Source organism: Alteromonas sp. B31-7 (assembly GCF_015767655.1).
GTDB lineage: Bacteria > Pseudomonadota > Gammaproteobacteria > Enterobacterales > Alteromonadaceae > Alteromonas > Alteromonas australica.
The window spans coordinates 3805539-3830408 of the sequence record NZ_CP065233.1 but is presented as its reverse complement, the minus strand read 5'-3'; the positions used below and the strand labels follow the sequence as shown (position 1 = coordinate 3830408).

The following is a 24870-nucleotide window of genomic DNA, read 5'->3' as shown; positions in this document are numbered from 1 at the left end:
ACAGGGAAGTACTTTAACAGGGAAGGAGATAAATGAGAATGACAGTATAGGGTTGCCATACTGTCACCTTTTTATCACAACGGAGCGTTAGGCGTTTAAACGCGCCTTAATTTTGCCGCTTAATGCGCCCATGTCGGCTCGGCCTTGTACTTGAGGTTTAAGCACACCCATCACCTTACCCATGTCTTGCATGCCTGAAGCCCCGGTAGACGCCATTGCATCGTCGATTAGGCTATTTAATTCGTCTTCGCTTAGCGGCTTAGGTAAAAACGCTTCGATAACCACAATTTCTTCTCGCTCTTTACTGGCGAGATCGTCTCTGTTGGCGGCATCAAATTGGCTTGCTGCATCAACACGTTGTTTCACCATTTTTGTGAGAACCGCCAAAATAGCCGTATCATCTAAGGTGATTTGTTCATCAATTTCTTTTTGTTTTATTGCTGCTAGCGCCATACGAATTGTGCCAAGACGAACTTTGTCTTTTGCACGCATTGCGTCTTTTTGCGCATTTTTTAACTCGTCAATCAAAGCCATGATGCTCTCCAAAAATAGCGGGAAATAAAAATAGAGGCCCAGAAACGCGAAAGGTGCTGCAAATGCAACACCTTTCAAGCTCGTAACTTAACCCTGTTTTAGTAGAGTTTTACGCGACGTGCGTTTTCACGAGCCAACTTCTTAAGATGACGCTTTTTAGCAGCGGCTTTCTTACGCTTGCGTTCCCAAGTAGGCTTTTCGAAGAACTCACGACGACGAACTTCAGATAGTACGCCTGCTTTTTCACAAGAACGCTTAAAACGACGCAGCGCTACATCAAACGGCTCGTTTTCTCTAACTTTAACGATAGGCATTAAACACTCACCTCAAAACTTTTGCTGTGTAATTCCGGGTAAATTGTGCGCTAAAAAGGCCACCCGGGTTAAAAATGGTGCGAAATTCTAATCATTTCTACGCAGAATGTAAAGCACGAATTGCTAAAAAATAGCCAATACTGCGTATTTCTGTTTGTTACCATTTCATGAATTTGCGAATAAAGGTAAACTCTGCGCCAATTAAGCCTTTAAAAAGGGCGATGGCAGCGACAATCGGTATTGATCCTTCCCGCGAAGGCGCGGATCCTACACAAAATCGAAGAAAAGCGCGAGCATTCTACGTCGTAAGTTTTTTGTTTTTTTAACGTGGTTGGCAACGGTCATCATTATGTTGCTGTTTACGCATGTTTTATTGTGAGTTATTAGGGTATTGGCACTATGCGAATTTTAGGAATTGAAACATCTTGTGATGAAACAGGTATCGCCGTATATGACGATGCGCAAGGGCTACTTTCCCATGAGTTATACAGCCAAGTAAAATTACATGCAGACTATGGCGGCGTAGTGCCAGAACTCGCCTCTCGGGATCACGTTAGAAAGATTGTCCCTTTAATTGAAAAAGCAATGGCTGATGCAAACACATCACCACAAGACCTTGATGGTGTGGCGTTTACACAAGGGCCAGGCCTGGTTGGCGCTTTGCTTGTTGGCTCATCAGTAGGGCGCTCGTTAGCCTACGCATGGAATGTACCTGCCGTAGGTGTTCATCATATGGAAGGGCATTTACTCGCCCCCATGTTAGAAACACAAGCGCCAGGTTTTCCTTTTGTTGCATTGCTTGTATCAGGCGGCCACTCTATGTTGGTGAAGGTAGAGGGTATAGGTCAGTACGAATTGTTAGGCGAATCAATTGATGATGCCGCCGGCGAAGCCTTTGACAAAACCGCAAAGCTGCTGGGGTTAGATTACCCTGGCGGGCCTTTATTGGCGAAGTTGGCTGAAAAAGGGGAGCCTGGTCATTATAAGTTTCCTCGTCCCATGACAGACAGACCAGGCTTAGATTTTAGCTTTAGTGGTTTGAAAACCTTTGCGGCCAACACGATTCGCGATAGTGACGGTAGTGAGCAGAGCCAGGCAAACATTGCCTTTGCTTTCCAAGAGGCGGTGATTGATACACTGATTATAAAATGTAAGCGCGCCCTTAAACAAACGGGAATGAAAACCTTAGTTATTGCCGGAGGGGTAAGTGCAAACACCATGTTGAGAGAGAAAATGACATCGCTCATGCAAGACATGGGCGGTGAGGTGTTCTATCCTAGCCTCGCATATTGTACCGATAATGGGGCAATGATTGCTTATGCGGGTATGCAGCGACTAAAAGCCGGTGAGACCCTACCGCTGTCATCTAAAGCCAAACCTCGTTGGCCGCTAGATGAGTTGACGGCCATTTAGTGCGTAGGTGAAACGTGATGGCAGGGTTTATTCTTTAATTTTACCCTTGTCCCAAATTTTGCTTTCGGTGCCTTGAAGGAGCCTTGTTATATTTTGCTTGTGTCGCAAAATAATAAGGAGAGAGAGCATGGCCACAGGTACTGTATACAAAGGTTTTATTAACCAAGTGAAAATGGGGGCTAACGACACGGCGACAATGGCACCTAACGAGGAATAGCCGACTAAAAACACGGTCACTATCCAACTCAATACCAGCAAACCTGCCAAGTCGAGGCCAATAGGTAGCATAGCGCCAAATGCAGTAGCCACGGCTTTCCCGCCAATGAAACCAAAGTACAGGGGAAATATGTGCCCTAGACAGGCTGCAATCGCAATTAAGCCCAAGTAAACCGGTTCTATGGCCATAAAGTAGCTGGCATACACTGGGATGGTGCCTTTCAAAATGTCCATCACTAACACCAGTAAAGCAGGTACTCGGCCACCTATACGGTACACGTTTGTTGCCCCAGGATTTTGAGAACCTGCTGTGCGCGGGTCTGGTAAGCCATACAACCTGCAAATTAAAACCGCACTAGAGAGTGAGCCAAATAAGTAGGCTACCCCCATCATCAAAAGCGTTAGCGACAGCATCATAAGCGTTAAAAATCTCTCCACGTTGGCCATTGACGGGCAGTTGCCATTTATCTTTTGCGATTACACTTATCCGTGTTGCCCCCATCGACACTACAACGGTATAGTGACCTACTCAAGTAGTCAGTAAACGCTTGTGAAGCGTAAAACTACTTTATTCTAAGTTGTTAATCTAGTTCACTTGGCGCGAACAGCAACGAATGTGTGCTAGTAAGACCAGTGCGTAATGTTGAAAAGGGTTATGGGAAAAATATTTATTGAAGGGTTATCCGTTGATACGCTCATTGGTGTATACGATTGGGAACGAGAGCGTTTAACAGAATTAAGCATAGATATTGAGCTTGAGGCCGAATTAGACAAAGCCATGGCGTCAGATGATGTTATGGATACCATCGATTATGCCAAAGTGGCCGACTGTGTGGTTCAGGTGGGAAAAGAAAGTCAATTTGAATTACTTGAAGCCTTTGGCGCTAAAGTCATGGATACCGTGCTTCAGCAATTTCCTGTACAAGGGATTAGCATTAAAATCGTTAAGCCTGGCATTTTGCCAAATGCCCGTCGTGTGGCGGTGGCGCTTTCTCGGGCAAGAACGTGAATGGCTCTCCATCAAATATTAATTAGTGTAGGGTCGAATATCGATAGAGCGCATTATACTCGCGCTTCATTGGTTGCCATGAAAGCGTATTTCTTTAATATTAAATGTTCGTCGGTGTATGAAAGTGAATCTGTAGGTTTTGACGGCAGCCCTTTTTATAACTCGGTCGTCAGCGCAGATACCGAACGTTCAATAGAAGATGTGTGTCATGTTCTTAAGCAAATAGAGCGAGATCATGGCCGAAAACATCAAGAAAAAAAGTTTTGTTCTCGCACCCTCGATCTCGATTTATTGACATATGATGATGTTGTCATAGATACCCCGGTGCGTTTACCGCGGGAAGAAATCCTCTACAACGCATTTGTACTGTGGCCTTTGGCTGAGTTGGTGCCAGAAGGCATTCACCCCACCACAGGCAAAAGCTATGCGCAGTTGTGGCGTGCATTTGATAAACAGAAACAGCGATTACAACCTATCAATTTTACTTGGAGCTAAGCAAAGGAATGACACTCTTTGAAATAATAATACTTGCGTTGATTCAGGGAATTACGGAGTTTTTGCCCATCAGTAGCTCGGGTCACTTATTGCTGCCAGCAGAATTATTTGGTTGGGTGAGTCAAGGCTTAGCATTTGATGTGGCCGTACACGTAGGTAGCTTGTTGGCTGTCATGATTTATTTTAGGCAAGAAATAAGTCAGATGACCGTGGCTTGGTTAACCAAGGGGTTTAGCCGAAATCAGACCACCGACAGTAAGCTGGCGTGGTATGTGATTGTGGCGACCATACCGGCGGTGATTATTGGTTTTTTGACCAAGAGCTGGATAGAAGAAAATGCGCGAACGGCACTTGTTATTGCAGCCACAACGATTTTATTTGGACTGTTACTCTGGTATGCCGACAGCAAAGCAAAACACACACGCCAATTAGACTCGCTAACATTAAAACAATCACTCATTATTGGGTGTTTTCAAGTCTTGGCGCTAATTCCAGGCACGTCTCGCTCAGGTATTACCATGACGGCTGGATTACTCATGGGGCTAGATCGGGAAAGCTGTGCCAGGTTTTCGTTTTTATTATCTATTCCCGTCATCTTGGGAGCGGGCTTGTTGGCAACATGGGATTTACTGCAAGCGAAAGAGGCCGTTGATTGGGCTGCACTTTTCTATGGTGCTGCTTTCTCATTTGTTAGTGCTTACTTATGTATTTACCTTTTCCTAAGCTGGATTTCCCGCATCGGTATGCTGCCTTTTGTCATTTACCGGCTATTGCTGGGCGCCCTGCTTTTATGGTTCGTTTTTGTGTAGGGAAAACCCTACGAGAGTACTTGAAGGAATAAAACGTGTCAGAGACTATTTTTACCAAAATTATAAATAAAGACATTCCCGCCGACATTTTATATGAAGATGCGTTATCGCTTGCGTTTAAAGACATTAATCCACAAGCACCGGTTCATTTTCTTGTTATCCCTAAAAAGCCTATTGCTACCATTAATGATATTGCAGAAGAAGACCGAGAAATAGTGGGGCACCTGTCTTACGTAGCTGCCAAGGTGGCGGCAGAGCTCGGTGTTGCTGAACAGGGCTATCGTACGGTAATGAACTGTAACGAGTTTGGCGGCCAAACGGTTTACCATATACATTTGCATGTTTTAGCTGGGCGTCTTATGGGGTGGCCTCCTTACACCGACAAAGCGAAGCCGCTGGAGTAAGTTAAACATTGTCGCCGCCTAAGTCGTTAGGAAGTGGGAAGCGTCTTGATATGAGACAGGCTCGCCACTGGCGAGCCTGTTGGCAAAATGGATAGGTAGCATGGTCTCTAGCTTAAACCAAGCACGTCCTTTCCTTGAATAAAGTGAATATCCACAGGGATATTCGCGGCTTCAAGTTTTGCTAAATCACTAGCAAGTTGCGGTTTTATCACGCCCATCGTATCGACAAGTTCAGCTACGCCGTCATAATTTCCATCACCTTGAAGGGTAAGAATAAGCTCAGACAGTGCTTCTACTGCTGCGCCCATGTTCACCATATTGACGCGATAAAACCCGTCTGGTGTTTTTTCGAAAGCGCCTTGCTGGGCAAAAAAGTTGAATCTGATCATATTGGCTTTTCCATGGGCACTTGATGCACCAAAGCGAACTGAACGGAAAATCCCTGCCATAAACGTCACATAGTAATCTTCTAATGTGCCTTCCGTGATCTCGCCCTTTTTAAGTAAGCTCTGCACCATATATAACCCTAAAATATCGGCTTTTCCTTCCTCAAGCGCAGACGCGTGCTCTTTTAAGGCCTGCCTAACTGTACCGCTGCCATTCAGCGTGTTTTTTATTCCCAAACCATGAGCGACCTCATGAAACATAGTATTGGCGAAAAAGGCGTTGAAGGTAATGTGCTGACGCTGCTCGGGCACAATCAGAGTTTGCGCGATAGGCATTAGAATATGATCAAACTTTGCCTGCATCGCATTTTTAAGTTGCAAGCGGCGAGTGCCTTTTTCTAGCTGAACGCGTTCGTCGTTGGGTAAGTTTATTGCAATGGTTTTGCTGCCCGCATTTGAATGCCCCGCGTAATAAACCACATCGTAGGCATTTAAGTCGGCGTCAGAACCGGGCATTTGCGCTTTATACTCTTCTGCCACGGGCAAACCCTGCTGCAGCTCTGGGAGGAAAGCTGCGTATTTTGCTAGCTTCTCACTCCATGCGAGATCTTTAATTAGGACATAAGCTTCAAAGGCAGCTTTGTATCCGAACAATTGATCTTCATAGGTTTCTATTGGGCCTAAAACCAATTCAATAGGATTGGTTTTCATGTCCATCCACGCCATGTCAGACTCAAAATATTCATCTGTCACCAGCGCTTCGGCACGCAAAGTTAAGTATTCAGCAAAAGCCTGATTGTCAGCGAATGTCGCTGCTTTGCGTAGAATATCCGCTGCTCTTGAAAGCGATTGCTTGTAGGCAACCGAATAAGGCACTGAAACAAGCTTACCTGCTTCGTTTTCTTTGATAAGCGTATACAGGCTCGTTTTATCGCTAATATTTGCGCTGGCGAGTGTGGCTTTATCGACAGTGTGGGGGTAAAACTCCGCGCCGTGAGATTTAGCATCATAGCCAGACAAGAAAGGTGCATCACCGTTTAACCTGTCCCAAGGACCATAGTTTATAGCGGCAAAATGACGGATGTTTTCATTGTTAAAGCTGTTTAAAAAAGTGGCTTTATCACCAAAGAAAGCTTGCTTCCAAAATAAGTCATCCATGATTTCCGCTGCATCAATCAGCAAGCTCACCATGGTCTTTTGATTATCACTTAAATGTGAAAGGTCACTTTTTAATTCAACAGGATGATAAATATTGAGCCTAGAAGGGTCTACCAGCAGTCTAGCGGCTTCCTGTTGGGCACTATCATTACTCGACTCTGTCACTTGACTAGGCGTCTTACCACAACCGCTAGTGGCTAGAGCTACTGCTAAAGCGAGAGATAAAGGGGCATATGCTTTCATCGTTTTTTTAAATATCATCATTTATTCTATCGTTAGTTAATGCTAAAAAAATTACCGTAAATTATTCGGCAAACCCGTCCTGGTTGTCTAAGCTTAGTCTTATGTTTAATAACAATAATTATACAACTGGCATTATCATAATTGAGCAGGAGTATTCCTGCTATCATAAAAACAGTGCTTTTCTTTTTGGACGCGTCGAGTGGAAAAAAGTAAGCTTATAATAGTCACGGAAATTTGATCACCTTAAACGAGTCGATCGATATTTAACAGCAGGCAGCAGTCGTATACTGTCCGATGAGGCGGTACGGCACACTTAAAAAGGTAGGTTTATGTCTACACAGAACGCGCTTTCAACTATATTAGTTGAGAAAATCAACAATGACACACTAGTACTTCCCACGCTTCCCGCTATTGCACTGAAAGTGCGAAAGGCGGCAGATAACCCAGATATTAACCTAAACAGCATGGGTGAAGTCATTGGCCAAGACCCATCCTTAAGCGCAAGAATGATAAAAATTGCCAATAGTGCTTATATGGGCCGCAGTGTCAAAGTTGCTTCTATTAGCCAAGCCGTCACCCGTATAGGGCTTAGACAAATAAAGAACATTTCTACAGCCTTAGCCATGGAACAACTGTTTGTTTCAAAAAATGACGTGGTCGCGCGCTATCTACAAGAAGAATGGAAAAACACCGTCAATGTTGTTGCTAATTCCATGGCCGTTTTACAGCTTTATATCGCCCGAACGAAAAACCGAGAGATGAGCATGGACGCCATGACGCTAGCGGCTCTCGTACACAATATCGGTGTGCTGCCCATCTTAACGGAAGCGGAAAGGCACCCTGAGGTATTTGCTAACCCCACTTTTTTAGAAGTGGCGATTGATAAGTTATCTGGCCGAATTGGCGCAAGTATCATGCGTGAATGGGCGTTTGGCGATGTCTTTGTGGATGTTGCGAAGCACTGTAAAGATCTGAGTTTTATACCAGAAAACGTGTCTTACGTTGATTTCGTAAGAGTGGGAGCGGCTCTGGCTGGCTCCATGGACAGTCAAAAAGATGCGGTGTTAAACCTTGCCGTTCAGCGGGATGTAGTAGACGATATTGCGGTACTACACTCAGACGAATTTGCAGAGCTTTCTGCGGCGGCCAGACAGATTTTTGCCTAGCTTTCCGTCGTTATGGTGGCAAGGATAACCCAGGTTATTTTTGCCGCCTTTCTACAAACAACAAAATAAGTCCGAGTAAAAGCCCCCATACCGCGGAGGAAATGGTCAAGAACGTAAAGCCAGATGCTGTGCATAAAAAGGTGACAAGTGCCGCATGACGGTGTTGCTCATCGCGTAAACTCTGTGCCAGAGATGTTTTTAGTGTGGCTAACAACGCTAACCCCGCCAACAAATGCACGACCACCACAGGCATTGCCACAAACAGAACCACCACCAAAGACGCTAGCGCCCCCATCAGTAAATACCCGCAGCCAGCCATTATTGCGGCTTTATAGCGCTGATTCTTATCCGGGTCTGCGTCCTTGCCCATGCATAACGCGGCGGTAATGGCAGCTAAATTGAAAGTAAAACCACCAAAGGGGGCTAACACTAATTGTATCAGTGCAATTCCGCTTAAAATCGGCTTATGCTGGGGCGTATACCCGTGAGCATGATGAATAGCGATCCCGGGTAAATTTTGCGACAGGGTGGTAATGATAAAAAGAGGAATAGCTAACCCAATCGTCGCAGAAAGAGAAAATGTAGGTGTTACCCACACTGGAATTGGAGGGGTGAAGTGGATATCTATGGTGCCTTGCAATGAATAACTGACGACAATGGACAGTGCCAAAAGCATCAGCATGAGGTATCTGGCGAAAAATAAGCTACCCAAAATGTAGGCCGCAAGATAGAGAAAAACAATAAAAGGGTGGTTGCCTACGTCAACAAACACAGCTAAGCATATGGGCAACAGTATGCCTGCCAGCAATGCTGATGAAATCGAAGAAGGAATTCGCTTTATGGCGTTAAGTAACAGTGTACTTTGTGCGGTGGCCAGTGAGAGTAACGCACACACAACAAACGCACCTATGCTCTCTGCTAAAGTATAATCTCCTACATTACCGATTAAAAAGGCGGCTCCTGGGGTAGACCAGGCCGTGACTACAGGCATTTTGGTCAGCCAGGAGAAAATGATACAAGAAACTCCCATCCCCAAGCCCAGTGCTAACAGCCAGCTAATGATCATATCGTCGTTAGCGCCGGCCTTTCGGGCTAAATCAATCACAATGACAATAGCGCTGCTATACCCAACCACCACCGCGGTAAACCCAGCTGTGACATGACGAAGTGAAAAAGACGGAATCATTCTGGGGCGGTCCCTTTTTTATTGAGTTATATCGTTGTGCGTTATAACGTACAAGATTGCTACTATATCACTTGTGCGCTATAACGCACAAGTGATGGGTGGCACCTTAGCCTTAGCGGCGTTCGAATACAGGTAAAACGGTGGGCTAAGAGTGACTAATCTAATGCAATTTATTGGCAGGTAGAATGAAGAATAAAAAAGATGAAGTGTTTGCTTACCGTATTTCAGAGCGGCTAAAAGCAATAAGACAAGAAAGGGGATTGTCGTTAGACAAAACTGCGGCGCTCACCGGGGTATCTAAAGCCATGCTCGGGCAAATTGAGCGGTGTGAATCTAGCCCCACAATAGCCAAGTTATGGAAAATAGCCACGGGTTTACAGGTTTCTTTTTCTTCCTTTTTAACAGCAGAATCATGCCATTCAATTGAAGAAGGTGAAGGCTCGATTTACGACCCTAACATGCATGTAAAAACGCTGTTTTCTTACGATAAATCAAAACAATTTGAAGCCTTCGACATTACACTTACCGCCCTACACCAACAGCAGTCTACCGCGCATCAGAAAGGTGTGAGTGAACATATTCATGTGTTGGAAGGTAGACTGGGAATATTCACCAAGGGGCAATGGCATATTATAGAGGCTGGTCAGCAATGGGTGTTTGACGCAGACCAACCTCATAGGTACGAAGACAAAGTAGGGAAAACCCGTTTTCTCACTATCATCCATTACCCAAATGCATCGAAAAATGAGAACTAAAGGTTATCTTCGTTAAGGTTTAATGCCGTGCGCAAAAAGCCCATTAGGGTACATACTTCTGCAGACATTAACGCAAACTCGGCGTCAAGCCTTGCTTCTACTTGGTCCTTAGGCACATCATCGGTTTCTTCTTTCAACCTATCGGTAAATTTCACTCGCTTGAGGGACCCATCTTCTGCAATCACAGCGGTAAGGGACTCTTGGTATTCAAACGCGACTTTTTGAACCAGCTTGCCAGCATCAAGGTGAATGCTAATCTCGTCACTGTCTAACGGTTGATTCTTACAGCGGATAATACTGCCTGAGTCATCCGTTGATTTAAACTCTGCTTCTTCTAATAACCCAATACCGTCTGGCGCATTGTCAGTTAGCCAATGGGTAAGCTCTGACTGTAAGCTATGGCGAGCAAAAGGAACAACCGGAAGGGAGCCAATCGCTTTGCGAACAAGGGCCAGAAAGGCTTCGGCTTTTCCGTCTCCTGAGGCGTCGACAACCACCAGGTTATCGGCAAGGGAAATAAAGCCATGGGTGTAGCTGTTTTTAGTAAAGGCTTGTGGCAGTAATCGGGTTTGTATTTCTTGTTTGAGATCGGCCTTGGCTTTTTTACCTACCGGCGCACCCGTTTCCATTTCGATTTTCGCCACCATCTCGTCAAGTTCTGCATTGACCACAGCCGCAGGGAGGATTTTTTCTTGTTTTTTAACGGTTATCCAGTAGCGCTGCTGCACACAGTGAAACATCGCACCCTGTTTTCCGGCCTGTGAAAATGGTGACGCAAAGCCCATAGTAGCAACATCCTGACTACCGCAAGGGCGAAAGGCTTGAGCCTGTAATGCGCTTTCTAAGTCTTCATCGTTCAGCGAGAGAGGCTGGGTAATTTGATAAGCTTTTATGTTTTTGAACCACATGATAGGGATGTCTCTTTTCAAAACGGGGCGCAAGCGTACCAATCAAGCCGCTGCTTCGCAACGCAAAATGCGCCCCAGATAGTGAATGTTAGGCGCCAAGGCCGGTGGGGAAATGAATGCTATACGTTAGCCCTTGGTAAGGTTCGCTGCGCGCCTCAATATGCCCTGACAAAGACTGGGTCACTAAATTGTATATGATGTGCGTACCCAGGCCGCTTCCGCCATCTTCGCGCTTAGTCGTGAAAAAAGCATCGAACAATTTTTCTAGGTGCGACTCAGATAGCCCTTTGCCATTGTCTTGGTAAAGCATGGCAACTTCGTTATTTGCCTGGGTGACTTCAAGTGAAATGACCCCTTCATTGGTGCTCTCAAAACCGTGCACTAATGAATTCATCACCATATTTGTGACTATTTGTGCAATCGCTCCCGGAGCGCAGCGTATGACTAAATCAGGGGGGCAATTTACCTTAATAACATGGTGGGTTTGTTTGAAGCTCGGTTTAAGGGATTGCACAATTTCAGCCAAATAGTCATTTAAATTAAACTCACGTACAGCGTCACTTGTTTGGTCTACCGCAACTTGTTTAAAGCTGGCAATCAGCTCTGATGCTCGGTTTAGGTTGGTCAGCAGTAGATGGGTGGTTTGCTCAGCTTCATCAATAAAATTTGCCATGTTTTTTGTGGTTAAACTTTTATCTTCAAAGTTTGATTTCACATTATTTAAGCGTTCTTGTAAAAAGCTGGCTGCGGTAACACTTACGCCCAATGGTGTATTGACATCGTGAGCTATACCTGCCACTAACCCGCCTAAAGAGGCCATTCTTTCCGAATCGACTAATTGATCTTTCGCTAATTGCAAATGCTCCATAGAGCTGGCGATCTCATCATTACGTTTGCGAAGTTCATCCTCAATATAGCGGCGATTTTCTATTTCCTGCCTCAACTCTCTTTGGTTGGCAATTAATTCATCTTTTTGTTGTTCTAAATCCAACATAATTTGCGAAAGTGACGCGGTTTTCTTAGCGACTTCTTGCTCTAAAATTAGGTTTTGGTCATCGAGTTTTTTATTCGCATGTCGAAGTTGTTCCTGGGTGCCCTTAAGTTTCGAATGCGAGGCGATTAAGTCGTCGATAACCTGATTGTATGATTCCTTTAGCTGTAATATTTCACACTCATCGACTTTTCGTATGACGAGTTTGCTGTCTTCAGGATGCTGTGGATCGAAGCTTTCCATTTGCTGCGTAATTTCGCCTAATGGCTCAGAAAGCATATTTCTAAAGGCGGTCATGAATAAAAAAACCAAAAAGGTGGTTTTTAAAATCGCATTGCCGATTAGAAAGAAAATGCCCACTTCGATTCTGCCAAAAATAGTATCGAAACTTGAATATAAAGTGACGTCGCCAACGGTAGATTCTCGGCCAGCAAATTTGAAAATAAGCGGAAAGGTATAACTAAATAACCCCCCTGAATGGTCTTCAATGACCGCTTCTTGTACCGTGTTACTCGTTCGTTGTGCTTTAATGCCAAACTCTGCGACAAAATTGCCGTTTTCCCCTCGTACTTGCACGCCCTCTACGATGGGCAGTTCAAGAAGGCCCTCGGCGATAGAGCGGGCTTGTTCGGTATTCAATTCCCACAATGCACGAGTTAGGCTAGATGAGAAGGTGTTTTTTAAGGTTTGTAATTCACCTTCAACATGATTTTTGGTACTTAAATATTCGGTAAATATTTGGCCTACAGTAACGATGACAGTAAGAATGAAGTAAACAGAAAGCACTCTGGTTAATAATTTTTTTGATAACCCAGTTTTAATGGCCTTCATTGATAAAACTGCTCCGATGTTAAAATATCCGTTTACGCTATAGCCAAGAATATGCATAAAAGAATGAATAAACAAGCAGGTGAATTTAAACTTTAGCTTATGTACCAATAAACAAGTTGACACATAAATGTAATCGTTTTAATAAAAGTGTCATAGAGCACATGAATAATAGCGGCGATTTGTGATGAGCAGGAAAACAACAATGTCTCGAACAGTTTTGGTGGTTGAGGACGAAGCGCCCATCCGTGAAATGCTTAAATTTGTGCTTGAGCAATCAGGCTTCAATATTATTGAAGCTGAAGATTTCGATATTGCACAAGAAAAAATTTGTGAGCCTTACCCAGATTTAATTCTACTCGATTGGATGCTACCTGGCGGCAGCGGTGTGCAATTGGCAAAGGGCCTAAAGCAACATGAGTTTACTCGTGATATCCCCGTTATTATGCTTACCGCACGAGGTGAGGAAGAAGATAAAATTCGTGGATTAGATGCAGGGGCTGATGATTACGTTACCAAGCCGTTTTCACCTAAAGAACTCATTGCGCGAATTAAAGCCGTGATGCGTCGTGTTACGCCTACGTCTAATGAAGAACCAATCGAATTTAACGGGCTCAAGTTAGAACCTGTTTCTCATCGTGTAATGGCTAACGATGAACCTCTAGATATGGGGCCCACGGAATTTAAGCTGTTACACTTCTTTATGACGCACCCAGAACGTGTATATAGCCGTGAGTTGTTGCTCGACAATGTTTGGGGAACAAATGTGTATGTTGAAGATCGAACCGTTGACGTACATATAAGACGCCTACGCAAAGCTATCTCTCGTCATGGTCATGATGCTATGATTCAGACAGTGCGTGGAGCCGGTTATCGGTTTTCTACCAAATTATAGTCGGTTAGGTTTTGTTATTTTGGTTTAGGGGCGCAAGCGCCTAAACCTGCAATTGTTTTCTCCTCTTTAGGCCTATTTTTATTATGTATTACCCATTCTCCTGGTTGAGAAGCTCTCTTCGATTAGTTTTATACCTGTTGGTATTCGCGCTAATCGGGTGGTACATCGATGATATGCTTTTAGCCATCGCAATAGGCGCGACACTACTACTGCTGTTTAATTATTGGCACTTATATAAATTAAATCGTTGGCTGTGGCACAGTCGAAAAATGTCTCCGCCTATGGTGAAAGGGGTGTGGGAGCATATTTATGAAGGTATTTATTATCTTCAACGCCGAAACAGAAATAAACGTAAAGAACTCGGGGAACTGGTAAAGCGCTTTAGAGAAGGGTCGGAAGCCCTGCCTGATGCTGCAGTTGTGGTGGATTCTAAAGCTTGCATTATTTGGTGCAACCGTTTGGCACGTCTCGACCTAGGCTTAAAGTGGCCGCAAGACGCAGGCAGGCGATTAGATAACTTGCTACGTCATCCTGAGTTTATCCAGTATTTTCATGCTGGTAACTTTAAATATCCAATAGAAGTGCCGTCACCCACCAATCCGAACAAAACCTTTGAATACCGCATAATGCCCTATGGCGAAGAACACTTATTGTTAATTGCCAGGGATATCACTCGGGTGTCGCAGCTCGAAGAAATGCGTAAAGACTTCGTGGCCAATGTGTCTCACGAATTACGTACACCGCTTACTGTGATAAACGGTTATTTAGAAATAATACCGATGGACGAAGACGCTGATCCTTTTATGCAAAAAGCCATGAAAGAGATGACTGCGCAAACCCACCGTATGCAAAATCTTATTGAGGATTTGCTTGTACTTTCTCGTATTGAAGCAAGCTCTGAACGTATTTATGAAAATGTAGTGAACATGCCTGCGGTGTTAAAGCAGATAGAGCTAGAAGCCAACACCCTCAATAAAGAAAAGCAGCATACTATCCGGTTTCATGTTGCACCAGATTTACAAGTTTATGGCGTTGAAACCGAGATACGCAGTGCCTGTTCAAACCTGGTATTCAATGCGGTGCATTATACGCCTGCAAAAGGCGAAATAAACGTTCATTGGCAAAGTACGCCGCAAGGTGCTCGCTTCTCCGTAGTTGATAACGGCGAAGGCATTGAGCCTGGGCATCTCAACCGACTAACAGAACGTTTTTACCGCGTCGATAAGGCAAGATCGCGAAAAACCGGCGGTTCAGGTTTGGGGCTTTCTATTGTAAAACATGTATTAAGCCATCATAATTCTCGTCTAGAAATTACCAGTACGGTGGGCGAGGGCAGTCAGTTTTCCTTCGTATTAGATAAAGAGCTCATTGCGGAGCAAGAGTAAATGTGGTCAAGGCGTGTTACATCTTTATTGTGTTTTTTTTCGTTCTTCTGTGTCTCTCATATCGCGTTATCCGCCCCTGAAAATAGGCCTATTGATGTCCCTGAGTATGAACGCCAACCCGGGGTCGCTGGAAAAATCACCTCTGTAGGTTCAGATACTCTCGCCAACTTAATGACGTTTTGGTCTCAAGAGTTTAAAGCGCTTTATCCGCAAGTTGGATTTCAAATTCAAGCATCCGGTTCGTCTACTGCTCCCCCAGCCCTAATTGAGGGGACGGCGACCATTGGCCCAATGAGCCGTGAATTAAAACCCAGTGAAGTAAGAGATTTTGTGCGTAAACATGGGTATCCGCCAGTGGTGCTGAAAGTGGCTATGGATGCCATAGCGATTTTTGTAGAGAGACGAAATCCGCTGGAAGGGCTAACATTAAAGCAAGTTGATGCGATTTTTTCTGAAACCCAATACTGTGGTGGGAATGGCAATATCGAGCGTTGGTCACAATTGGGCTTAACGGCCCCAGAATTTCAGGGCCCTATACGCTTATATGGTCGTAATTCCGTATCTGGAACCTATGGGCTATTCAAAGTTATCGCCTTGTGTGATGGCGATTTCAGCAACACGGTTAACGAACAACCCGGTTCTGCGTCAGTTGTGCTCTCTGTTGCATCTGGTGAAGGTGCCATGGGATACGCTGCTTATGGATATAAAACAGCGGGCGTAAGGGCCTTGCCCTTGGGGGAAACCATGGATACGCTCACGCCCTTAAGTATCGATACAGTGAGAAGCGAGTCATACCCTTTTGCTCGCTTCCTTTATCTGGTAGTGAATAAAAAGCCGGGTGAACCTCTGCCCACGTTAGAGCGGGAATTTCTGCGCTATGTATTGTCTAGACAAGGGCAGCAGCAGGTGGTGAGAGATGGCTATTTTCCTATTCGTGAAGATGTCCTTGTGCGTCAGCGACGAATTTTAGAGTGACATCAGGTTATGAGTAACGTCGCGCCAGAATGGAAAAGTTGGGTGGTTAAGTGCTTACTTAGCGGTCAAAACGCCGTGTCTATTGCGCAAACACTTTATGAAAATGGTTTTGTTCCTTCCGTTATTCGCACACTTTTAGGTAGTAACCTCCCCCCGAATATTGCCTTTTCACACGAGAGTGAATTTTATCGCGCCCTTGCAAACGCAGCAATAATCAACAACCCAAACGCTGAAAAATTGGTTTCTGACGATAGAATACAGTTATATGCCATTGACGGCTTTTTAACGAAAGAGGAATGTGAGGGTGTTATTCAGCTATCAAAAGACAAGCTAGCGCCGTCAAAACTCGCAGGTGCTGCGTCTTCTGACAATATTCGTACCTCGTCTACCTGTGAACTCGCATTTTTGAATAACCCTTTAGTGGAGGCAATCAATACTAAGATTGTTAACGCCCTGCAGTTAGGGGTAGGTGAGAAAGAGGTTATTCAAGCGCAGCATTATAACGTGGGGGAATATTACAAACCACATTATGACTTTTTCCCCCCAGGCACGCCGCAGTATAAAGCCCATTGTGCTGCACGAGGGCAAAGAAGTTGGACCTGTATGATTTACCTGAACGAAGATTGTGATGGGGGGCATACTCGATTTACTAAGTTGAAACTCGCAATCAAACCCAAAATCGGCAAGGCACTATTTTGGAATAACCTCTTGTACGATGGGCAACCAAATCTTAATAGTATTCATTTCGCTGAGCCTGTCACAGACGGTAATAAAACTGTCATAACCAAGTGGTTTCGTACAAAAAACTAACGGCGAGGGACATGCTTTTTCAATAAGATACTGAAGTTGATTGAGAAATTCTTTCTCGATCATCGGGTTAGCTTAAATTCCAAAAAGTTCCAATAAAATTCCAAAGATTTTCCTTTTGTAACAAAAATGTCACCCATGTCATTTACTCTCTACGAAACCTAAAAATCCATACTACTAGAACCTTGGAGAATTTAATGGAATTTCGTAATGTATTTAAGGTAAGTGCAATCACGACTGCACTTATTCTTGCAGGCTGCGGCGGCGATATCGTTATTAACGAAGGTGATGAAGTTGTAACAACTCCAACTACACCAACAACTCCCACTACACCAACTACGCCTACCACCCCTGACGTGGATACTCCTTTCTCACTAGGGTTTGCAACAGATGCTTCTAGTGAATTCTCTGCTATTACAGATAAGCCAGTTTATCGCCTAGATAGCGACCTTGTTATTACTCAGGAAATGACACTGACCAATGATGCGCACTGGATCATTAAAGGCCGTACCGCGGTAGGTAACGATAACTCAGATTCCACAGTACTTTATATTGAAGAAGGTACTACGGTTATCGGTGAAGACGGTGACGATTTCTTAGTAGTTCGTCGTGGTTCTCAAATTGAAGCAACCGGTACGGCTTCAGACCCCATCGTTATGACCTCTATCCAAGACGTAACTGGTGAAGAAACCTCTATTGGACAATGGGGTGGTGTGGTTCTTTTAGGTAATGCACCTACCAACTTATGTAACACAGGTGATGACGCTGAAACGTCAGATGACGAACTAGCTAACTGTGGTGTGTCTGCAGAAGGTGATGCAGGCCTTTACGGCGGTAACGACCCAGAAGACAATTCAGGTATTCTTGAATATGTTGTGGTTAAACACGCTGGTAAAGCACTGGCTTCTGGCGACGAGCTAAACGGTATTTCATTCGCAGGTATCGGTTCAGGGACGACGGTAAACTACATTCAAGTTCACCAAAACCTTGATGACGGTATCGAATTCTTCGGCGGTACGGTAAGCGTAAGTAACGTTGTACTTACTGATATCGGTGATGACTCTTTAGATTGGTCATTCGGTTGGACAGGTAGCGCAACAAACGTCTATATCCAGCAATCAGCAGACGGCGGTGACAACGCGATTGAAGCAGATAACAATGAAGATAACCCTTCTTGGTTACCGCTTACTAAGCCGACTGTTTCAAACGTTACTATCGTCAGTGCTGATGGCACAAACGGTGTTCGTCTGCGTAACGGTACTGCGGGCGTGCTATCAAATGTATTAGTGACGGGTTCTGCAACCGCGTCAAATTGCTTGCGTGTTAATGGCGATGAGTCTATCGCTAATGCTGAGTCTGGCGAACTAACCATTACTGATTCCATTGTGGCTTGTGAAACGCCGGCCAACAACTTTGGCTCAGACACAATCGACGGTGGCACTACCCAAGCGTGGTTTGAAGGCCAAGAAGGCAACAGCGTATTAACGCCTGCTGATTTAATGCTTGAAGACAACGGTTACTTCCCAACGTCTTCATCGCCTGTTGCGCTTAGCGGTAGCGGCTATATCGGTGCATTCGACCCTAATGGTGAGGACTGGACTTCTGGCTGGACTGTGGGTGTAAACGGCGGTTTCCCTAGTGATGTTCAAAATGCATTTGAACAAGGCTTAGCAACTGACGTATCTAGCGACTTCCCAGAGCTAACAGATAAGCCGGTATACGCACTTGGTGATGACACAACGTTCACTTCTGACGTAACCCTTACAAACGACGCTTACTGGCTAATCAAAGGTCGTACTGCGGTGGGTGAAGATAACGACAGCAGTGCAACGCTTTACATTGAACAGGGCACAACAGTATTCGGTGAAGAGGGTGATGACTTCTTAGTGGTTCGTCGTGGCTCAATGATTGAAGCAAGCGGTACGGCTTCTGCGCCAATTACTTTCACTTCAGTTCAAGACCTAACGGGTGATGAAACCTCGATTGGTCAATGGGGTGGTATTGTTCTTCTTGGTAATGCGCCTACTAACCTGTGTAACACAGGTGATGACGCTGACACATCAGATGCTGAGCTAGCAAGCTGTGGTGTTGCTGCTGAAGGTGATGCAGGTCTCTATGGCGGTGCCGATTCAGAAGATAACTCAGGTACGCTTCGCTATGTTGTCGTTAAGCACGCAGGTCGCGCATTAGCGGCTGGTGACGAACTTAACGGTATCTCATTTGCGGGTATCGGTTCAGGCACTAAAGTGGAATATATCCAAGTTCACCAAAACCTGGACGATGGTGTTGAGTTCTTCGGTGGTACGGTAAGCGTACGTAACATTGTACTAACTGACATTGGTGATGACTCTCTAGATTGGTCTTTCGGTTGGACAGGTAATGCACAAAACGTGTACATCCAACAGTCTGCCGCGGGTGGCGATAACGCTATCGAAGCCGACAACAATGAAGACAACCCAGCATGGACGCCGTTGACGACGCCTATTATTTCTAACGTGACTATCGTGGGCGCAGACGGCACAAACGGTGTTCGTTTACGTAACGGAACGGCAGGCGCACTTTACAATGTGGTGGTGACGGCTGGTGAAGGTTACTCTAACTGCTTACGTGTAAACGGTGACGAGTCAATTGCAAACGCTGAAGCAGGTACGCTTACCGTTGAAAATTCAATTGTTGCTTGTGAAGAAGATGCAAACTTCGGTTCTGACACCATTAACGGTGGCACTACGCAAGCATGGTTTGAAAGTCAAGATGGCAACAGCGTATTAACAGCTGATGCACTAATGCTTTCAACTGACGGTTTCACACCACGCTCTGGTTCACCACTACTGGGTGCTGGCGCGGATGCCTCTGAAGTGAATGACTTCTTCGCTGCAACAGATTACATAGGTGCATTCGATGGCGACAACAACTGGATGGACGGATGGACTGTCGCGGTTAACGATTCCATTCCTTCAGATGTAACAAGTGCATTTGAGCAAGGTCTTGCAACAGACGTATCTGCTAACTTTGCGTCTATTACTGATAAGCCAGTTTACCAACTCGCTGCTGACACAGTATTTACTACTGATGTATCGTTAACCAACGACGCACACTGGGTACTTAAAGGCCGCACTGCAGTCGGTGAAGACAACGCAGATAGCGCAACCCTTTATATACAACGTGGTACTACCGTATTCGGTGAAGACGGTGACGATTTCTTAGTGGTTCGTCGCGGCTCTAAAATTGAAGCTTCAGGTACAGCGACACTACCTATTGTTTTCACTTCGTCTGAGGATATGACGGGTGGCGAAACCGATATCGGTCAGTGGGGTGGTTTGGTTATTTTAGGTAATGCACCGACTAACCTATGTAACACAGGTGATGACGCAGATACGTCAGATGCTGAGCTAGCCAGCTGTGGTGTGGCTGCTGAAGGTGACGCAGGCCTCTATGGCGGTGCTGATTCTGAAGACAGTTCAGGTACTCTTCGTTATGTCGTGGTTAAGCACGCTGGTAAAGCGTTAGCGGCAGGTGATGAACTTAACGGTATTTCATTCGCAGGTGTAGGTAGCGGTACTGAAGTTGACTTTATCCAAGTTCACCAAAACCTAGATGACGGTGTTGAGTTCTTCGGTGGCACAGTGAGCGTAAGCCACTTGGTACTGACTGCCATTGGTGATGACTCACTAGATTGGTCTTTCGGTTGGACGGGTAACGCACAGTACGTGGTTATCAAGCAATCAGCTGACGGTGGCGACAATGCCTTCGAAGCAGATAACAACGAAGACAACCCATCTTGGACACCACTGACTACACCAACAGTATCGAACGTGACTATCATCGGTGCTGATGGCACAAACGGCGTACGTCTTCGTAACGGTACAGCAGGTACAATCAAAAACTTGGTGGTTACTGGTGGTGCAGATTACAGCAACTGTCTACGTGTGAACGGTGACGAATCAATTGCCAATGCTGATGCAGGTGAACTGACTGTGACACATTCAACGGTTGCATGTAGCTCTGACAGCGCATTTGGTTCTGATACCATCGGCACTGACACTACTGAAGCATGGTTCTTAGCCCAGGACGGTAACAGTGTATTAGCTGACACCGCAGCGCTAAGCCTAGATTCAACAGGCTATGTGCCTGGTAGCGATTCAGCACTATTAGGCTCAGGTTTCGATGCATCAACATTGGATAGCTTCTTTGATAGCACTGATTTCCAAGGCGCATTCGATGGTGAGTCTGACTGGACACTGGGTTGGGTAACAGTTGGTCTTGAAGACTAATTTGCCTTAACGAGTAACGTGGAAGCTAAGACGTGAATGCGTCTTAGCTTTTGTGTTGAAAGTGGCATACCCGATTACAGTTCCTCAGGAGTTTCCAAAATGAAAAATAAACAAACGTCAGCGTTTAAAGTCGGTGGACTGTCGTTGGCAATCGCGTCCATTCTTGGCGCAAGCGCACTTCCATTTTCGGCAATAGCACAAGAATCTGAAGATGAAGTTATCGAAGAAGTTGTTGCCACAGGAACGCGACTAAAAGGCACAGCAACAGCCGTTCTTCAGGAGCGACAAAACCAAGCCTTCGTTGCAGATATTCTAGGTGCGGAACAAATTTCTCGTACTGGTGATAGCGATGCAGCCGCTGCGCTTCGTCGTGTGACTGGTTTGACGTTAGTCGATGGTAAATTCATCTACGTACGTGGTTTGGGTGAGCGTTATTCAAGCACACAGCTAAACGGTATGACCGTTCCTAGTCCAGATCCTACGCGCTCAGTTGTTCCGCTGGATTTATTCCCATCCAGCATCATTGAAAGTTTAAATGTACAAAAGTCATTTTCACCGAATATGCCTGGCCACTTCGGTGGTGGTAACGTGAATATCCGGACTAAAACTATTCCATCAGAATTTACCTTCCAGTTATCTGGTGGTACAGGGTGGAATACGGAAAATAGTAATGATGGCTATTTCTACTCAGGCGGTGGTGATGATTGGACCGGTCGTGATGACGGTACACGGGGCTTGCCTTCTATCATTTCTTCTGCCTTAGCAGAGAGTGGTTCTGAAGGATTTGAAGGGGACTCTTCACGTACGCTAGCAGAAACCCAAGATATCCTAAACGCGTTTAACTGGGATATTGGCCCAGATGAAAAGTCTGTAGATCCAGACTTCAACATAGGCGCGACATTAGGTAATAACTACGTTTTTGACAACGAAAGCGTACTGGGTTTCCTAGCAACAATTGCCTATAGTAACCAATGGCGTGTGACGGAAGAGCAATTGGGCAACGATATTGGTGGTGGTCAGGAAAACCCGAGATTCACTAAATATCGTGACATGACCTCAACAGAACAAACCGTGACGTGGAGCGGAATGTTCAATATGGGTTACGAGTACAACAGTAACCACAAAATCGAATTGGTCAATATGATCCTCCATGACATGCGTGATCGTTTGCGTGATGGTTCATATTATGATGACAGTGAAACGGTAGATGGCGTTGAAGAATTCCGTCGTTTAGACATTATCTTCGAAGAACGTGAAATGGTGTCGTCACAGTTAAAGGGAACGCACAACTTTCTTCAGTTAGGAAACGGTGTGTTTTTTGATTGGTACGCAGGGACGAGCCGTGCATCACGTCAAGCGCCAGACATCTTAGAAGTGACATTCCAACAGTTTTACGATGACAGTGGCGCTTTAGAGCTTGAGCGTTTAGATGATACGCCAGGGACTAACATTAACCGTCAATATCAGATGCTAGACGATGCCTCTGATACTTACGGCTTCAACGTGTCAACGCCATTTTTTGGTAAAGGTTACGACATTGAAGTAAAAGCGGGTTTCGATTATTTCGAAAAGACCCGTGACGGAAACAACATCGATTTAGCCATCAGAAACTTTGCCATTGACGATGACTTGAAAGCAGGTTCGCGCATTGATGAGATCTTCACTGAAGACAACATCTACAATCCGGATTTCTATGTAAGCTCTACAGGTAGTTCATTGTTCCAGGACAATACTGGTGAAGGTGATAAGTATTCTGCAGCAAGCAAGCTTACAGCGGGATATTTCATGGTTGATGCCTTCTTTAATCAGAAGTTCCGCGTGAGTGGTGGTGCTCGTTGGGAAGAATTCCAGCAAGTGTCTATTCCTTACGTAGAACATTCAAACGAGTTTGCAGATACTATTGAAGAGATTGCGGACACGATTTACGCTGAAGACGATATTCTTCCATCGTTGGCATTCACCTATATTCCTAGCGAAGAAACACAGTATCGCTTGAATATAAGCCAGACCGTAATTCGTCCTGATTTACGTGATATTAGCTCAACATTCTTTATCGACCCATTAACGGAATTCTTAGTTCGTGGTTCACCCTCTTTGGTTGAAACTGAACTAACTAATGTGGATTTTCGTTGGGAATGGTACATGTCTCAAGGCAACAATATCTCTGTAGCGCTATTCTATAAAGATATGGAAAATCCTATTGAGATGGTGCAATTCGATGGCGGTGAAGGTGTTCCTCAGCTGCTTACCGCGAATGGTGAAGAAGGCGAGCTATACGGTATCGAGTTTGAATTCTTGCATGATTTAAGCTTTGTGGATGATTCACTGTCTAACTTCTTTATCTCAGGCAACATGACGTTATCTGATTCAGAAGTGACCATTGGCAGCGACGACCAAGATTCGTTGTTCTCACAACAAGCTCGAGAGGCGTACGGCGGTACGATTACTGCGACAATCACTAACGATCAACGTCGATTAGTGGGCCACTCTGAATGGGTAGCAAATATTCAAATGGGTTGGGACTCTTCTAATGGCGAGCACTCAGCATCATTAGTTTATAACGCCTTTGGTGAGCGCATTATCGCGCCGGGTGTGCGTGGATTTGAAGACGGTATCGAGAATCCATTCCACTCATTGGATGTGGTATATACCTACTATCCAGATTTCAACACCACAGTAAAATTCAAGTTCCAGAACTTACTGGGTGAAGATAAAGAGATAGAGCAAGAGGGATTACTGCTTCGTCGAGAAACCGTTGGCACTACAATCAGTGCTAGCGTGCAGTACGACTTTTAATTCATCTTCAAGCCCAGCTATTTAGCTGGGCTTTTTCGTTAGTAACGCTTTATGACAGTTTCGTAATAAAACTGTCACAGAAAAACCCTATCCTACGCGCAGAAATTTATAGTCGGATTAAACCGATTTCTTTTAACTTTAAAGGTTTGAATGTATGAAGCTTATCAATGCTTTGCTTGTTGCAGGTACGCTAGCGGCGGCACCAGCACTGGCACAAGACGATGAAGTCTTAAAACCCGTTGTCGATGAGGCAGCGAAAATAAACGAATCAGCGGCGAAGTCGCAAGAGAAGATCAATAGCATCACTGATCAAATCGATAGCAAACTTCAGCAGTTCAAAACATTGATGAAAGAAATCGAAGGCCTTGAGGTTTATAACACTCAGCTTCGTAAGCAGATCAATAGCCAAGAACAAGAAATGGCAGATCTGAACGCTGCAATTGATGAAGTGTCTGTTGTTGAGCGTCAAATTACGCCGTTAATGATTCGTATGATTGACGGTCTAGAACAGTTTATTGCGCTAGACGTACCTTTCTTACCTGAAGAGCGTGCCAATCGTGTTGCCGACCTTAAGGCTATGATGGACCGCGCAGATGTGGCCGCGTCTGAAAAGTTCCGCCGCGTTATGGAAGCGTATCAAGTTGAAATGGACTACGGTCGCACAATGGAAGCATACAGCGGTATTCACTCCATCGACGGCAAAGAACGTGATGTTGAATTTTTACGCCTTGGTCGTACAGCACTTATCTATCAAACCCGTGATGCAAGTTCTCAAGGTGTGTGGAACAAGCAAACTCGTCAGTGGGAAGAACTAGACAGTGGCTACCGTACACAAATAACGAAAGGTCTGCGCATGGCGAAGAAGCAACTTGCCCCAGACTTACTAATGCTGCCAGTTGCAATTACAGACTAAGAGGTTGATGAGA

At 45.0% G+C, this 24870-nt stretch carries 21 protein-coding genes; 14 read left to right on the top strand and 7 right to left on the bottom strand.

Annotated features, from left to right (window positions below):
- Positions 1 to 87: 87 nt before the first annotated feature.
- Both IUA53_RS16720 and rpsU read right to left on the bottom strand, forming a co-directional pair.
- Complete coding sequence (locus tag IUA53_RS16720) at positions 88 to 534, bottom strand: GatB/YqeY domain-containing protein (protein ID WP_044056027.1); 447 nt, start codon at positions 532 to 534, stop codon at positions 88 to 90.
- Between the two features lie 98 nt (positions 535 to 632).
- Entirely contained in the window at positions 633 to 848 is a 216-nt protein-coding gene (rpsU, locus tag IUA53_RS16715; RefSeq protein WP_012517258.1) for a 30S ribosomal protein S21, read from the bottom strand.
- 399 nt (positions 849 to 1247) lie between these two features.
- On the opposite strand from rpsU, the gene tsaD reads away from it, so the two are divergent.
- Complete coding sequence (gene tsaD, locus IUA53_RS16710; RefSeq protein ID WP_044056028.1) at positions 1248 to 2261, top strand: tRNA (adenosine(37)-N6)-threonylcarbamoyltransferase complex transferase subunit TsaD; 1014 nt, start codon at positions 1248 to 1250, stop codon at positions 2259 to 2261.
- Between the two features lie 27 nt (positions 2262 to 2288).
- Here the strand turns inward: tsaD and plsY are convergent, their stop codons facing one another.
- On the bottom strand, positions 2289 to 2891 hold the full coding sequence (plsY, locus tag IUA53_RS16705) for a glycerol-3-phosphate 1-O-acyltransferase PlsY (protein WP_044058708.1): 603 nt from the start codon (positions 2889 to 2891) through the stop codon (positions 2289 to 2291).
- Positions 2892 to 3132: 241 nt separating this feature from the next.
- Between plsY and folB the strand changes: the two genes are divergently transcribed.
- Genes folB through IUA53_RS16685 form a run of 4 tightly spaced genes read left to right on the top strand, consistent with a single transcriptional unit; the run spans position 3133 to position 5194 of the window.
- Complete coding sequence (gene folB / locus IUA53_RS16700; RefSeq protein ID WP_044449292.1) at positions 3133 to 3486, top strand: dihydroneopterin aldolase; 354 nt, start codon at positions 3133 to 3135, stop codon at positions 3484 to 3486.
- The gene (folK, locus tag IUA53_RS16695; protein WP_044446167.1) at positions 3487 to 3981 is read left to right on the top strand and encodes a 2-amino-4-hydroxy-6-hydroxymethyldihydropteridine diphosphokinase; all 495 of its coding nucleotides are present in this window, start codon (positions 3487 to 3489) and stop codon (positions 3979 to 3981) included. It begins immediately after the preceding gene.
- Between the two features lie 8 nt (positions 3982 to 3989).
- The gene (locus tag IUA53_RS16690) at positions 3990 to 4790 is read left to right on the top strand and encodes an undecaprenyl-diphosphate phosphatase (RefSeq protein ID WP_044446169.1); all 801 of its coding nucleotides are present in this window, start codon (positions 3990 to 3992) and stop codon (positions 4788 to 4790) included.
- A gap of 35 nt (positions 4791 to 4825) precedes the next feature.
- Positions 4826 to 5194, top strand: coding sequence for a histidine triad nucleotide-binding protein (locus IUA53_RS16685; RefSeq protein WP_044056032.1), 369 nt, complete (start codon positions 4826 to 4828; stop codon positions 5192 to 5194).
- 107 nt (positions 5195 to 5301) lie between these two features.
- Here the strand turns inward: IUA53_RS16685 and IUA53_RS16680 are convergent, their stop codons facing one another.
- Positions 5302 to 6999 carry a dipeptidyl-peptidase 3 family protein gene (locus tag IUA53_RS16680; protein WP_442859015.1) on the bottom strand — a complete coding sequence of 566 codons (1698 nt, stop codon included), beginning with the start codon at positions 6997 to 6999 and terminating at the stop codon, positions 5302 to 5304.
- 311 nt (positions 7000 to 7310) lie between these two features.
- Between IUA53_RS16680 and IUA53_RS16675 the strand changes: the two genes are divergently transcribed.
- Positions 7311 to 8147: an HDOD domain-containing protein gene (locus IUA53_RS16675; RefSeq protein ID WP_196897468.1), complete on the top strand. Its 837-nt coding sequence runs from the start codon at positions 7311 to 7313 to the stop codon at positions 8145 to 8147.
- Positions 8148 to 8181: 34 nt separating this feature from the next.
- On the opposite strand, the gene IUA53_RS16670 is transcribed toward IUA53_RS16675, so the two are convergent.
- Positions 8182 to 9333 (bottom strand): benzoate/H(+) symporter BenE family transporter, encoded by a 1152-nt coding sequence (locus IUA53_RS16670; RefSeq protein ID WP_196897467.1) that lies wholly within the window; start codon positions 9331 to 9333, stop codon positions 8182 to 8184.
- Positions 9334 to 9518: 185 nt separating this feature from the next.
- On the opposite strand from IUA53_RS16670, the gene IUA53_RS16665 reads away from it, so the two are divergent.
- Positions 9519 to 10088: a helix-turn-helix domain-containing protein gene (locus IUA53_RS16665; RefSeq protein WP_196897466.1), complete on the top strand. Its 570-nt coding sequence runs from the start codon at positions 9519 to 9521 to the stop codon at positions 10086 to 10088.
- On the opposite strand, the gene rdgC is transcribed toward IUA53_RS16665, so the two are convergent.
- A complete protein-coding gene (gene rdgC, locus IUA53_RS16660; RefSeq protein WP_196897465.1) occupies positions 10085 to 10996 on the bottom strand; it encodes a recombination-associated protein RdgC in 912 nt (303 codons plus the stop codon). The two genes, IUA53_RS16665 and rdgC, sit on opposite strands and share 4 nt — an antisense overlap.
- Before the next feature lie 88 nt (positions 10997 to 11084).
- Entirely contained in the window at positions 11085 to 12818 is a 1734-nt protein-coding gene (locus tag IUA53_RS16655; protein ID WP_044056037.1) for a sensor histidine kinase, read from the bottom strand.
- Between the two features lie 202 nt (positions 12819 to 13020).
- Here IUA53_RS16655 and phoB point away from each other — a divergent pair, with 202 nt between their 5' ends.
- From phoB to IUA53_RS16620, 7 genes are all read left to right on the top strand, one after another.
- The gene (gene phoB / locus IUA53_RS16650) at positions 13021 to 13710 is read left to right on the top strand and encodes a phosphate regulon transcriptional regulator PhoB (RefSeq protein ID WP_044056038.1); all 690 of its coding nucleotides are present in this window, start codon (positions 13021 to 13023) and stop codon (positions 13708 to 13710) included.
- An 83-nt stretch (positions 13711 to 13793) separates the two neighbouring features.
- A complete protein-coding gene (gene phoR, locus IUA53_RS16645; RefSeq protein ID WP_044056039.1) occupies positions 13794 to 15095 on the top strand; it encodes a phosphate regulon sensor histidine kinase PhoR in 1302 nt (433 codons plus the stop codon).
- Positions 15096 to 16070: a PstS family phosphate ABC transporter substrate-binding protein gene (locus IUA53_RS16640; protein WP_052806583.1), complete on the top strand. Its 975-nt coding sequence runs from the start codon at positions 15096 to 15098 to the stop codon at positions 16068 to 16070.
- A gap of 9 nt (positions 16071 to 16079) precedes the next feature.
- Complete coding sequence (locus IUA53_RS16635; RefSeq protein ID WP_196897464.1) at positions 16080 to 16880, top strand: prolyl hydroxylase family protein; 801 nt, start codon at positions 16080 to 16082, stop codon at positions 16878 to 16880.
- Positions 16881 to 17074: 194 nt separating this feature from the next.
- Complete coding sequence (locus IUA53_RS16630; protein ID WP_196897463.1) at positions 17075 to 21148, top strand: hypothetical protein; 4074 nt, start codon at positions 17075 to 17077, stop codon at positions 21146 to 21148.
- Positions 21149 to 21247: 99 nt separating this feature from the next.
- Entirely contained in the window at positions 21248 to 23944 is a 2697-nt protein-coding gene (locus IUA53_RS16625; protein ID WP_044446183.1) for a TonB-dependent receptor domain-containing protein, read from the top strand.
- A gap of 154 nt (positions 23945 to 24098) precedes the next feature.
- Positions 24099 to 24857: a DUF3450 domain-containing protein gene (locus IUA53_RS16620; RefSeq protein ID WP_044056044.1), complete on the top strand. Its 759-nt coding sequence runs from the start codon at positions 24099 to 24101 to the stop codon at positions 24855 to 24857.
- The last annotated feature ends 13 nt before the right edge of the window (positions 24858 to 24870 follow it).